Source organism: Candidatus Gastranaerophilales bacterium (assembly GCA_028696075.1).
GTDB lineage: Bacteria > Cyanobacteriota > Vampirovibrionia > Gastranaerophilales > JAILCC01 > JAQVHS01.
The window spans coordinates 1-12,203 of sequence record JAQVHS010000011.1 but is presented as its reverse complement, the minus strand read 5'-3'; the positions used below and the strand labels follow the sequence as shown (position 1 = coordinate 12,203).

Sequence of the window (12,203 nt, the reverse complement as noted above, 5' to 3'; positions counted from 1 at the left end):
TAAGAAAAATTAGCCAAATGACAGCAAGGAGCCTAATAAGCATATTTTTAGCCGGAGAGAAATTATTTTAAGGCAAAAATCAATTGTGAATAACATCACTATTACTTTTTGTTAATTTTTTGCCGATTTCCGTTAAAAATGATATTGTAATAACGGAGAGGGTCTTTTTTGGGGATTAAGATTTGTCTAAAAATTATACTACTGATGCAATTAATATCAATTCATATAATTTAAGTGAATCGGATAAAATAATTGTAATGTATTCTAAAGAACATGGTATTATTCGCGCAGTTGCCAAAGGGGTTAAAAAGCCCAAAAGCAAACTAAGCGGCAGAATGGATATGCTTATCGCCAATAATCTCGTTCTTGTAAAAGGCAGAAACCTTGATATTGTCTCTCAGGCAGAGGTTTTGCATAACTTTAAAAATTTAAGGATTGATATTAACAAACTGAGTTTCAGCATGTATTGTGCGGAATTGGTAAGCGTATTTGGTATCGAAAATGATTTTAACAGCGAAATTATTTATAACCTTCTTGTGGATACTTTAGAGAAAATAAATTCCACTGCCGGTAAAAGCAATATTTTAGCGCATGTATTGGATTTTCAAATGCAGCTTATGGATATTGTGGGGTATAAAATTGCCCTCAATAACTGCGCATGCTGCTTCAAACCTTATGATAAGAACTTTGGGTTTTCAATGCAAGGCGGCGGAGTGATTTGCCCAAGCTGCGGACAAAACCATGCTTTTTCTGCGGAAGTAATTGAGGTTTTTAAAAATCCATTTGACTGTCAGAATTTGGCTCTGCTTGAAAAAAGCTTCAATATTTTGAAAGACTTTATCTCCTTCCACTCACAGCGAAAGATTAAATCATTAAACTTTTTAGAGTGTATCTAAATCCGCAAGATAATAAAAAACTTTTTGATTTTGCAGCCAAAGATTTTCATCGGTTTCATTGTCGGGAAGCTCCAGTGTAATCACGGGAATATTTTTTTCTTTACCGCAAAAAGTCCCAAAACTCCCCGGTGTCGGGTATCCCAGGTCTTCTTGAACCGGATAGTTTGTAATTTTAGAAATTTCTTCCGCTATTTTTTTAGCAGGACCGTCAAAATTCACCACTCTAAACGGCGCATGAATGCTTAAAATAACATCAAAGTTATAATCCTCGATAATTTGAGTTAAAAAACAAGTTTCAGGCTCACTTTGCGGGCAGGTTCCCGATATAAGCCCGTCCTCAAATACTGTTTCAATCCAATTTTCGGTTCTAAAATTACGGTTTAAATCAACATCATTCGCATTCCCGCGCTTATTGACGGCTTTACCGTCAGGGTTTAAACAAGGGAGAAAATAAAGATGGTTTTTAAATGAAGGCTTATTACGGCGTATCTCTTCCAAAAATTCTGATATCAAAAATCCGCCTTGCGGCTCTTCGCCATGGGTAACACCCACAAATAAAATGTTTAAAGGGTTATTCTTCTCTGATTCATAAAGATATAAATCGATTGACTTTCCGTTAACTGATTTAGCCGTTTTAAGCTTAAATAAATCTTTCATCATCTTGCTTTAGAAGGGTAGCTTCTATTTCATCCAAAATTAAATTAACCGCTGAAATTCTGTCAGGCGCAGAAGTAATAGGCCGACCTATTATCATATAGTCAAAGCCTGCTTTAATGGCATCGGCAGGAGTTATAACTCTTACCTGGTCATTGACCACCGACCAGGTCGGACGCACTGCAGGACACATAACGATAAAGTCTTCGCCGCAAGTTTTCTTTATAGACGCAACATCAACCGAAGCCGACAAAACACCGTCTAAACCCGCATCCTTTGCCATTTTAGACAGCGCCAGAGCGTATTCATCTATATTAAGGCTGACTTTTATTTCCTCTGTCAAGGTTCTTTGTCCAAAACTTGTTAATATGCTCACGCCAAGGATTTTAGGCCGTTCAAAATGATATTTTTTAGCTGTTTCTTTAACCATTTTAACTGTTGTCGCAAGCATTTTAGAACCGCCTTTAATATGCACGGTCAAAGTGTTTACGCCTTTTTTTACAAGAGTAGAGCTGGCTTTTGCCACGGTATTGGGGATATCATGGAATTTACCGTCAAAAAATACTTTAGCCCCTTCATCCTGAATCATCTTGATAACGTCAGAACCTTCGGAAGTGTAGAGCTGAAGCCCTACTTTAAACATTCCTACATAATCTTTTAATTCTCTTACAAGCTCGGCGGCTTCTTCTATAGTATCAACATCCAATGCCAAAACCAAATAGTCTTTTGGTAACTTTTCTCTATCCATATTGCAAAACTCTATTCTAATAAAAACTCTTCTTGATAATGACAAAGTTTAACACGAACCAAAATCTTACACAAGAATGAAATTGTAACTCAAATATATGCTCCATCGGGTAATTTAAAAACCTGCAATAAAGGCTATATTAGGCATGATTTATATAGCGACAGATTGGGGTTATTATGAGATTTATTTCATGTGCTGTGCTTTTAGCTTTAATATTATTTTCCACAGGCGTCAATGCCGAAGTTATACCGCTCTCAAACTTTTCAAAAGTGGCATATAACACACAAAGCGACTACACTCCGCTTGATGATATGGAGCAAAGACTTTTCGCCAAAACCTTCGCTCAAGAAAATAATTACAAAAGGCTTAATCGGATAGAAAATAAAATTTTTAATAAAACTTTTTCAGAATTACCCGTAAATATAAGAATTCAAAATATACTGGAAGCTATCAATAACAATAAAACTAACGATATGGCAATACGGTATTTGGATTTTGCCGAAAGTCAGATTTTCAGCAGAACTTATCCGCAAAATGACCCTTCAGAAAGACTTGAAAGGTTAGAAATTCAGGTTTTTGGCGCTGTACAGCCGGGCAATATTTTAAGCCGTATAGAAAATATAAAACGTGCAACCACAAATGTAGCAAGCGGCGGCTACGGACTGCAATATGTAAAGCCTTATAATAATTATACAACAGCACCGATTGTGGATAATCAGCCAAAGAAAAAATCCTTATTTCAGTCTTTAGCTCCTGTAATTATACCGTTCTTGGGCAATTACACAAACACGGCTCCAAACTCCTACAGCTACGGCCCCTACGACCAAACATACTCTTCTTACAACAACTACAATCCTAACAATAATTACATGCAATTTGGCGGAATGGGCTCTAATAGCTACAATTCATCAAGAAACGGAGCCAGAAATGATTTCGGCAATAACTACGGTATCGGCGGAGGCGTAAGGATTTTAGAAGACTAGGCAAAAAACCTGAAATAAACAAAAGCCGCCAACCCCACGCTTAAGCAGTAATAAGCGAAAATATCGAGTGAAAACTTACTTAAAAATGCTATAAAATATTTAATACAAAAATACCCTGTTACAGCAGCCAATACAGTACCTGCTATAATCGGACCCCATGCAAAATTTGCTATTTCGTTAAGACCTGACATCTCCATGGAGTGAACGAACAAAGCAAGTAATATTATAGGTATACTAAGCAAAAACGAAAATTTGCCGGCGGTTTTTCTGTCCACACCAAGGGCAAGCGCCGCAGCTATTGTAGAGCCTGAACGAGATATCCCCGGAGTAGCTGCCAAACCTTGAGCCAAGCCTATTAACAATGCTTTTTTCAAACTGACCTCATCGGTTTTAACAGGGATTTTCTTTGATATAAATTCCGACAAGAGTAAAATGAACCCTGTACACATAATTAACAGCCCCACAATATCAGGCTTTTCGGTCAAAGCTTCCAACATATCCTTAACAGGATAAATCAAAGCTCCTGTTACAAAAGTACCCGCCAAAATATAAAACGGCAGCTGCGCAAGATAATTACCTTTAAAATCTCTTTTTTTAAGGCATACAAAAAACTGCTCAAAAATTTCTTTAATATCTTTTCTAAAGTAAATAACAACAGCCACTAAAGTTCCGACATGCAGCATAATATCAAAAAAGATTTCCTCCTGCCCTGTAGATGTAAACTCCTGACCCGTAAAAATCTTATAAATAGCAGAAGTTATAACAAGATGCCCCGAACTGCTCACAGGCAAAAACTCCGTCAAACCCTGCATAAACCCCATAATCAATGAATGAAAATAATCCATGTCTAATCCTCTTTTTCAATCTCAGCTAATAAAATACTATCTTGTTTAGAATGTTTTTGCATTAAAAATTTTGCGAATAAATCAGGTCTGTTTTTTCCGGTTTTGATAAACTGCTGTTTTCTCCGCCAAAGCTCGATTTCTTTATGATTGCCTGATATCAACACTTCCGGCACAGTCCAACCGTTGTAATCAAAAGGCTTGGTATACTGAGGATACTCCAAAAGCCCATCTGAAAAACTGTCATAATGGGCGGATTCTATTTTGCCCAAAGCGCCTTCCACCTGCCTCATCACGCTATCTATAATGCAAAGAGCAGGAAGCTCGCCGCCCGTAAGCACAAAATCGCCTATGGAAATCTCTTCGCACTCTATGTTCTCACGAATTCGCTCATCGTAACCTTCATAGTGACCGCAAAAAATAATTAGCTGGTCATATTGCGCAAGCTCCAGCGATTTTACATGGTTAAAAGGCTTTCCCTGCGGGGTTAAAAGAATTGTTTTAGAGTTAGGAACTTTTTCTATAGAATTATATGCCCCGAAAAACGGCTCACAAGCAAGCACCATGCCTGCCCCGCCTCCGTACGGCGTGTCATCGACTTTTTTGTGCTTGGATGTTGAAAAATCTCTGGGGTTAACGGTATTTATAGACAGAACATCATTGTCTTTTGCCCTTTTCATTATACTAAAATCAAAATAGCCTTCTATAAGTTGAGGAAAAAGTGTTATTACATCAAATCTCATGGCTAATCAATCAACCCTTCTATGGCGTTTATAAAAATTTTATTATTTTTTAAATCAAGCTCAGGCACTAAATCCTTAACAAAAGGTATCAGATATTCCTTGCCTTCAGGCGATTTCACTGTCAATAAATCACTTGAGGGCTGCTGATTTATGTATTTCACTACACCTATATATTTGCCATCAGTCGTATAAGCCTCGGTATTGAGCAGGTCATCCACCAAATACTCTTCTTCATTGAGATTTTTTCGAACATTTTCTATGGTGGTATAAAGGCTGCCGCCTTTGTATTCAAGGACTTCATCAATAGAGGAAATTTCTTTAAACTTTATTATTGCATTTCCCTTATGAAACCTGATATTTGAAACAGTTAAAGGGCTAAATCTGTCGTCCTTTTTAACATAAATAGTCTTGAGCGACTTTAATTGATTTTCTTTAGAATTTGTATATCCGACTTTGAACTCGCCGTTTATCCCATGAAAGTTCAAAACCTTCCCTATAGAAACAAAATCATTTGACATTCTTCACCTAAAATTGATTATTTGTTTATATGATATCACAAATTTCTTTTGCAATTGCCGAAAAATCAGATATATCGGCAGCGCCGTTAATAATAACATCAGCGTACTTTCTGCGTGGAATCAGGTGTTCTATTGCAGACTCATTTACAACTTTGTATTGCTCAAGCGCGTCCTTTTCCGTTTGATTTCTGTTATTTACCGCCCTTGATAAATAACGCTCCAATCTCGTTTTTTCGTTAACTTCCACGTAGAACTTAATGTGAAATACATCTCTTATCTCAGGGTACAAAACCGCTATACCTTCCGAAATTATTACGGGGGATGATTTGATAAAAATTGCATCAGGCATACTTACGCCGCTGCCGTTAACTTTGTACTCGGGAATCCAAACATCTTCATTATATTCCAGCCGCTCAAGATGTGATTTCATCAAACCAAGCTGAAAGCTTGACGGTGCATCGGGGTTGTAATTTTCGTTTGCCAAAAAACTGTCAAAAGAGCCATGTTCTTCTATCTTGTCTGAAATATCGTTAAAATAATTGTCTGCGCTGACAAAATTTAAAAGATTTCTGTTCTTTGCCTGTTCAACTTGTCTGATTTGCGCGGTTAAAGCCCTCACAAAAGTCGACTTTCCGCTGGCAGATTCGCCTGTAATTGCAATCATAATAGGGGTTTTTAAGCGATTACCCTGAAAATTATTCTTCAATTGATACAAAAAATCCTGCTTGATAAATTTTATCACAGGATTGGCGCGTTTTTTATCTCTTGCTGCTATATCAACAAGTTTTGATATTATATGAAACTGTGTATCTTCAGGTGCTAATATCATGCTTAACTTCCTATATCCAGTTTAAAACAAGAACAAACGTAAATTCAACACTATGTTAAGTAAATCTTAATACAAAACAAACCTCTCAAAAAATTCTTTGGTCAAAACATGCCCGCTTTTGTACTCAAAATCGACTTCGCCAACATCATTGGCATAATTTTTGAAATCTTTTACAGTTTGCACCGTTTCAAGAGGGGATTTTGATGCGATAAAAATCGCATTCACCAAATCCACCAATCTTTCTTTTTTTCCGTAAAACGTCTGATAAAAAATTTCGTCGCTATAGCTGCTTTTAATAAGTTTTACATCCTTAAACACAGACATATAGGTCTTCGCAAAACTTTTTAAAATAAGATTATATGGCGAAGCAAAATCTGCACTTGAAAATAAATTCTGCATCAAAATCCCTTTTTTGGTGAGAATATTTTTAAGACTTTTTAAAAAATCAATCTCGCAAAATTCAGACAAAAGCCCGTCATTTCCTGCCGTATCAACTATTATGATATCGTATTTAACGGGACTTGCTTTAACAAATTCAACCCCGTCTGATATTATCAAATTAATATTATCCTGCTTTTTAAACCCGAAATACTCCCGGGCAATTTCAAACATAAACGGGTCAACATCAACTATATCAATTCTTTTGCAGTTAGCGTATTTGTTAAAGTCAGCTGCAAGTTTTCCGCTTCCCATACCTATAAGCAGGATATTTTCAGGCTTAGGGCAAAAATTCAAACTCAACAAAAAATAATTTATATAAGGAATATTACCCTTATAAAACTGCGTGTCTATAAGCCCTGCCTGATAAGTTTCATCAAACATAATAAATCGTCCTATTTCGTTCTCAACGATTTTTATATTATGTTTATCGCTTGTAAAACTCTTCAAAACCGTGTCATCAAACGTCCTGCTCTCATATATCTCAAGCAGGTCATCTCTGTTATTTAAAGAAAAATATTCAGGCGGGATTATCATATTGTTATAATACCATTAATTTAGTATAGATAACGCGTTGTCATTTATAAAATAAATCAGTATAATAATAATTAAGGGTGTTTGATAAAAGTTGTATGAAAAAGAGTCTAGGTTTAGTTTTAATATTAGTTTGCACAAACTTGCTTACCGGTTCGGGCTATGTTGGTGAATTGCCCGAATTATTGCCCGTACCAAATAAAATGCAGCCTGATATGCCCGCTCAAGAGGCAGTGGACGCTTTTGAAATACTTCCGCTTGATAAACTGACTATTCCGCCCGAATTTAAACCGTCTTTGATAAAAGACAGCGAATATGAACAATATGAAAAAGACGTGGCTGAAATACGACGACTGCTTGAAAAAATAAAACAAATTACCGATGAAGACAAATCCGTAAAATATTTTGTAGCCTCTTCAAATACACTTAATTTAACGGTTTCAGACTTTAAAAGGAAATATAAACATAAAAAATATTTTAGAACATATAAGGTGATTTCCGATGTAAATGACGACTCGCAAACAATGCGTGATTATTGGTATGACATAAATAAAAATCAACAATTTGTATCTTACTACAAAACAAAAGGCTCTTACTCGGAAGCAGCATTAAATCAAAGCCTTGCAAAATTCTCTAAAATATTAGAATATGCGATAAGAGAATTAAAAAGAACAGAGTAAATTATTCTTTGAAGATTGTTGGAATTTATGTTAATCTAGGGTTATGATACACAGAAAATCAAGATATCAGCTACAATTAATGCAGCAGGCAGGAGCCATCGTAGCAGAGGCTCATGACGAAATTGCCGCTGGAATAAAACCGGGAGTTTCCACATGGGAGCTTGATGAAATTGCCTACAACGTGGTTACACGAAACAAAGCTTTCCCAACTTTTAAGGGCTATAACGGCTTTCCCGCTTCAATTTGTGCTTCTGTAAACGAACAGGTCGTTCACGGTATCCCGTCTAAGGATATTATTTTAAAAGACGGCGATATAATCAGCGTTGATATCGGTGCGACATTCAGAGGAATGGTTGGCGACAGCGCAAGAACCCATGCAGTAGGCAGCGTATCAGAGGAAATAAAAACACTATTAAAAGCGACCAATGAAGCGCTTTTTGCAGGTATTGAAAAAATGTCTGCAGGAAATTATCTTGAAGATGTTTCAGGAGCGATAGAAGATGTTGCTTTATCATATAAGCTTGGTATTGTAAGACAATACGGCGGACACGGCGTAGGCGCTAAAATGCATGAAGACCCGTTTTTATTCAACTATAGAACAGGAAACAAAGGACCGTTGCTCAAAACAGGGATGGTAATAGCTATAGAACCAATGCTTAATTTAGGCTGCGATGATGTTCACACATTGGCTGACGGCTGGACAGTCGTAACAAATGACAAAAAACCTTCCGCCCATTTTGAACACACTGTTGCTATTACAGATAACGGGCCATTAATTTTAACTAAACGAGATTAACTATGAAAAAAAATCTTCCGATTTATATTTGCTTATTATCATTTGTAATATTTTTATCAGGCTGCAATACTTCTTTTGATGTCGAAGTTCCTAGAAATAAATTTTTGTGTGAGCAAAAATCAGAACCTGCTTGTGCAAAATATCTGTTTTTAAAAAGCTGGGTTGAAATAAAGGAACAGTCTTACGGTACAAATATTGATAAACAGGACTGGAACTACTGGAGAACCCGCTATCTTGATAAAATCAACAATATACAAGATGCCTATGTTGCAATAGATACAATGGTAGAGAGCCTTGATGACCCTTATACAAGGTTTTTAACAAAAGAAGAATATGAAGACCAAAATGAAAACATAGATTCCAGTATTACCGGCGTAGGTGTCGTGATTTCATCAAAGGACGGCAAAATCAACGTTGTTGATGTAATAGAAAATTCCCCTGCGCTGCAGAATGACTTAAGGAAAAATGATGTAATTATAAAAGTCGATAGTACTTCTGTCAGCGGAATGGATGTAAGAAAAGTCGCAGAAAAAATAAGAGGAAAAGAAAATACAAAGGTTGAATTAACTCTTTTGCGCAAAGATGTATCGTTGGTAAAAAATATTACACGAAAAAAAATAGATATAAAAAGTGTCAGCCACAAAATGATAGGCAATGTTGCATATATAAAAGTTTCAACCTTTATGAGCCACAACGTTGCAGTTGAATTTGTTGACGCACTGAAAAACACGGCTAATGCAAAAACCGTCATCATAGACCTTAGGGGTAATCAGGGCGGCTTATTGCAAAACGCTTCTTTTATAGCAAGTGTTTTTCTACCGTCAGGTAAAATAGTTTCAATGAAACAAAAAAACGGAGCAACTGAAGATTTAAATGTCCAAAAAGTTTTCATTTCAGATGACAGACCGGTCATTGTACTTATAAATTCTTCAAGCGCAAGCGCCAGTGAGATTTTGGCGGCAACTCTCAAAGAACACCAAAGGGCGGTACTTATAGGCGAAAAGACCTACGGCAAAGGCTTAATCCAGAGAATAACGCCGCTGCCGTCTAACACAGGGATTAATATCACAATAGCCAAATATCTTACTCCGCAAGGTCATGATATAAACAAAAAGGGTATCGAACCCGATATAAAAATTGATTATACTATCAGTGATTTAAAAACAGGCAAAGACCCTCAGCTTGATGCGGCTGTGAAGTTGGCTAAAAAATATTGAAATTAAAAAACTTTTTCACTATTAAAACTATGGCATTAAGAAACGAAAAAATACTGAGTACTATAAAAAATTTACCGTATTTTTTGCTGAAAGTGTTGACATCTGAGGGTACATTCCCGATTTTTATTTTCCCCATTCCGATTAAGAATAAAAGCACCGCTACAAGTAAACTAATTAAAACATCAAATCCATTTCCTATAAGCACAGGGGGCATTAACAACCTCTTTCTTATCTTAGTAAGCGTATTTATTGTACAGTATTTGCAAATTAAATACAAATACCGGATTAAAACAAAAAAGGCAAGTGCTAAAAAGCACTTGCCTTTTCTAAGATTATTGAATTACTTATTTCATCAATTCGCCTACTGCTTTATAAACAGCCATTCTCTTAGCCGCATCCGCTTCTGCTTGCTGATAAAGCGCTTCTGCTGCTTCAGGATTGGTTTTCATAAGCTGTTTATAACGCCCTTCACTTCTGATAAAGTCCTGATAACTTTCTTTAGGCTCTTTAGCGTCCCAAGTGAAAGGATTTTCGCTTGCAGGGTTATATCTGTACAATGGGAAGTATCCTGCTTCCACTGCACGTTTTTGTTCTGTTTGGGTTTTGCTCATATCAATACCGTGAGCTATACAAGGCGCATAAGCAAATATGATTGATGGTCCGTCGTACGCTTCAGCTTCCTGGAAGGCTTTAAGCGTTTGACCTCTATCAGCGCCCAATGAAACTGATGCCACGTATACGTAGCCATAAGACATACTCATTAAGCCCATGTTTTTCTTATATGTAGGTTTGCCGCCGGTAGCAAACTTCGCAACAGCACCTGTAGGTGTTGATTTAGAAGCTTGACCGCCTGTATTTGAGTAAACCTCTGTATCAAGAACAAGGATATTAACGTTCTTACCTTGCGCCAATACGTGGTCAATACCGCCGTATCCGATATCGTTAGCCCAGCCGTCACCGCCTATAATCCAAACCGATTTATCCGTAAAGTAGTCTTGAAGTTCCATTACTTTGGCTAAATCAGGACAGTCAACATCAGCGTATTTAGCCAAAACTGCCTGTACTTTATCTTGAGCAGCAATTGCCTCATCGGTTTTAGAGTTATCCCATAGCGCCATAGAAGCTTCTATAGCTTCTTTAAGGTCAGCAGGAGTTTTTTCATTGGAAAGTACTTTATCTACATAAACTTTCAATGTTTCTCTGTTTTGCTCTACAGCTAATCTCATACCAAAACCAAACTCGGCGTTGTCTTCGAATAATGAGTTAGCCCAAGCAGGACCTCTGCCGTCTTTACCTTTTGTATAAGGAATAGTCGGGAATGTGCCTGAATAAATTGATGAACATCCTGTTGCATTTGCCACAATCATATTTTCGCCAAACAACTGGGATACCAATTTAACGTACGGTGTTTCTCCGCAGCCCGCGCAAGCGCCTGAAAACTCAAACAGAGGTTTTCTAAGCATTGCACCTTTAACGGTTTTGGTTGTATTTTTACCCATTACGTTATCAGGCAACTCGTCGAAGAATTTTGCATTAACTATTTCGCAGTTTGCTTCTTCTTCTTCAACTGTAGACCAAACTAACGCAGGTGTTTGAGGTTTCATTGAATTTATAGGACATTGGTCAACACAAACACCGCAGCCGGTACAATCTTCGCAGTAAACTTGTACTTTGAATTTTTCGCCGTCGCCGGGTTTTGCATCAATTGTATGGAAGGTTTCAGGCGCGTTAACCAAATCTTCGGGTTTAATCAATTTTGTTCTGATAACGGCGTGAGGACAAGCGTTAGCACAGATACCGCATTGAATACAGTTTTCCGCATTCCAGTGTGGAACTCTGGGGGCTATACGACGTTTTTCCAAACAAGATGTGCCTACAGGAATTACACCGTCATCCGACATAGCTGAAACAGGGATATCATCACCTTTTTGTCTCATTGAAGGCTCAATGATTTTCTTGGCAAAATCAGATGCATCATCAGAAAGTAATTTAACATCATCAATAGCACAGGTAACAACATCTAATGATTCGGGAACAGGTACTTCTTCACAAGCATCTACTGCCGCATCGATTAAAGCCAAATTCATATTCACGATATCATCACCTTTTTTCTTAAAGGTTTTGACTGTCATTTCTTTCATACCTTCATATGCCTGTTCAAAAGGAATAATGCCCGAAACCTTAAAGTAAGCAACCATCATTACCGTATTTGCACCTTTACCGCGCAAACCGGCCTGTTTTTTAATTAATTCTTCAACGTTAATGTTGTAGAATTTAATTTTCTTGTCAATGATAGTTTTCTGCATCTCTTTTGTCAGATGAGAG

At 37.0% G+C, this 12,203-nt stretch carries 13 protein-coding genes; 5 read left to right on the top strand and 8 right to left on the bottom strand.

From position 1 onward, the window contains the following. Window positions 1-182: 182 nt before the first annotated feature. Window positions 183-896 (top strand): DNA repair protein RecO, encoded by a 714-nt coding sequence (gene recO / locus PHX18_07365; GenBank protein ID MDD3594428.1) that lies wholly within the window; start codon window positions 183-185, stop codon window positions 894-896. Here recO and PHX18_07360 read toward each other — a convergent pair. Next, window positions 882-1,556: a DUF2817 domain-containing protein gene (locus PHX18_07360; protein MDD3594427.1), complete on the bottom strand. Its 675-nt coding sequence runs from the start codon at window positions 1,554-1,556 to the stop codon at window positions 882-884. The two genes, recO and PHX18_07360, sit on opposite strands and share 15 nt — an antisense overlap. Beyond that, window positions 1,537-2,298, bottom strand: a complete 762-nt coding sequence (gene pyrF, locus PHX18_07355; protein ID MDD3594426.1) for an orotidine-5'-phosphate decarboxylase — start codon at window positions 2,296-2,298, stop codon at window positions 1,537-1,539. Before pyrF ends, PHX18_07360 begins: the two co-directional genes overlap by 20 nt. 176 nt (window positions 2,299-2,474) lie before the next feature. Here pyrF and PHX18_07350 point away from each other — a divergent pair, with 176 nt between their 5' ends. Next, entirely contained in the window at window positions 2,475-3,281 is an 807-nt protein-coding gene (locus PHX18_07350) for a hypothetical protein (protein ID MDD3594425.1), read from the top strand. Here PHX18_07350 and PHX18_07345 read toward each other — a convergent pair. The 5 genes from PHX18_07345 to PHX18_07325 all read right to left on the bottom strand — a co-directional run bounded on the left by PHX18_07345 (window position 3,278) and on the right by PHX18_07325 (window position 7,188). Beyond that, window positions 3,278-4,126, bottom strand: coding sequence for an undecaprenyl-diphosphate phosphatase (locus PHX18_07345; GenBank protein ID MDD3594424.1), 849 nt, complete (start codon window positions 4,124-4,126; stop codon window positions 3,278-3,280). The genes PHX18_07350 and PHX18_07345 overlap by 4 nt on opposite strands. Before the next feature lie 2 nt (window positions 4,127-4,128). After that, on the bottom strand, window positions 4,129-4,866 hold the full coding sequence (gene trmD, locus PHX18_07340; GenBank protein MDD3594423.1) for a tRNA (guanosine(37)-N1)-methyltransferase TrmD: 738 nt from the start codon (window positions 4,864-4,866) through the stop codon (window positions 4,129-4,131). 2 nt (window positions 4,867-4,868) lie between these two features. Continuing rightward, window positions 4,869-5,384, bottom strand: coding sequence for a ribosome maturation factor RimM (gene rimM / locus PHX18_07335; protein MDD3594422.1), 516 nt, complete (start codon window positions 5,382-5,384; stop codon window positions 4,869-4,871). A gap of 25 nt (window positions 5,385-5,409) precedes the next feature. Further along, a complete protein-coding gene (locus tag PHX18_07330; protein ID MDD3594421.1) occupies window positions 5,410-6,213 on the bottom strand; it encodes a hypothetical protein in 804 nt (267 codons plus the stop codon). Window positions 6,214-6,279: 66 nt separating this feature from the next. Further along, complete coding sequence (locus PHX18_07325; protein ID MDD3594420.1) at window positions 6,280-7,188, bottom strand: hypothetical protein; 909 nt, start codon at window positions 7,186-7,188, stop codon at window positions 6,280-6,282. Between the two features lie 95 nt (window positions 7,189-7,283). Here PHX18_07325 and PHX18_07320 point away from each other — a divergent pair, with 95 nt between their 5' ends. The 3 genes from PHX18_07320 to PHX18_07310 are packed head-to-tail and all read left to right on the top strand — an operon-like array spanning window position 7,284 to window position 9,878. Next, window positions 7,284-7,865: a hypothetical protein gene (locus PHX18_07320; protein MDD3594419.1), complete on the top strand. Its 582-nt coding sequence runs from the start codon at window positions 7,284-7,286 to the stop codon at window positions 7,863-7,865. A 43-nt stretch (window positions 7,866-7,908) separates the two neighbouring features. Further along, window positions 7,909-8,661: a type I methionyl aminopeptidase gene (map, locus tag PHX18_07315; GenBank protein ID MDD3594418.1), complete on the top strand. Its 753-nt coding sequence runs from the start codon at window positions 7,909-7,911 to the stop codon at window positions 8,659-8,661. A gap of 2 nt (window positions 8,662-8,663) precedes the next feature. Then, entirely contained in the window at window positions 8,664-9,878 is a 1,215-nt protein-coding gene (locus PHX18_07310; GenBank protein ID MDD3594417.1) for a S41 family peptidase, read from the top strand. Between the two features lie 344 nt (window positions 9,879-10,222). Here PHX18_07310 and PHX18_07305 read toward each other — a convergent pair. Then, on the bottom strand, window positions 10,223-12,203 hold a 1,981-nt coding region (locus tag PHX18_07305), incomplete at its 5' end, for a thiamine pyrophosphate-dependent enzyme (GenBank protein ID MDD3594416.1).

Coding starts and splice junctions, on each gene's coding strand:
- PHX18_07360 (MDD3594427.1), bottom strand. CDS start 1,556: ATGATGAAAGATTTATTTAAGCTTAAAACGGCTAAATCAGTTAACGGA.
- pyrF (MDD3594426.1), bottom strand. CDS start 2,298: ATGGATAGAGAAAAGTTACCAAAAGACTATTTGGTTTTGGCATTGGAT.
- PHX18_07350 (MDD3594425.1), top strand. CDS start 2,475: ATGAGATTTATTTCATGTGCTGTGCTTTTAGCTTTAATATTATTTTCC.
- PHX18_07345 (MDD3594424.1), bottom strand. CDS start 4,126: ATGGATTATTTTCATTCATTGATTATGGGGTTTATGCAGGGTTTGACG.
- trmD (MDD3594423.1), bottom strand. CDS start 4,866: ATGAGATTTGATGTAATAACACTTTTTCCTCAACTTATAGAAGGCTAT.
- rimM (MDD3594422.1), bottom strand. CDS start 5,384: ATGTCAAATGATTTTGTTTCTATAGGGAAGGTTTTGAACTTTCATGGG.
- PHX18_07330 (MDD3594421.1), bottom strand. CDS start 6,213: ATGATATTAGCACCTGAAGATACACAGTTTCATATAATATCAAAACTT.
- PHX18_07325 (MDD3594420.1), bottom strand. CDS start 7,188: ATGATAATCCCGCCTGAATATTTTTCTTTAAATAACAGAGATGACCTG.
- PHX18_07320 (MDD3594419.1), top strand. CDS start 7,284: ATGAAAAAGAGTCTAGGTTTAGTTTTAATATTAGTTTGCACAAACTTG.
- map (MDD3594418.1), top strand. CDS start 7,909: ATGATACACAGAAAATCAAGATATCAGCTACAATTAATGCAGCAGGCA.
- PHX18_07310 (MDD3594417.1), top strand. CDS start 8,664: ATGAAAAAAAATCTTCCGATTTATATTTGCTTATTATCATTTGTAATA.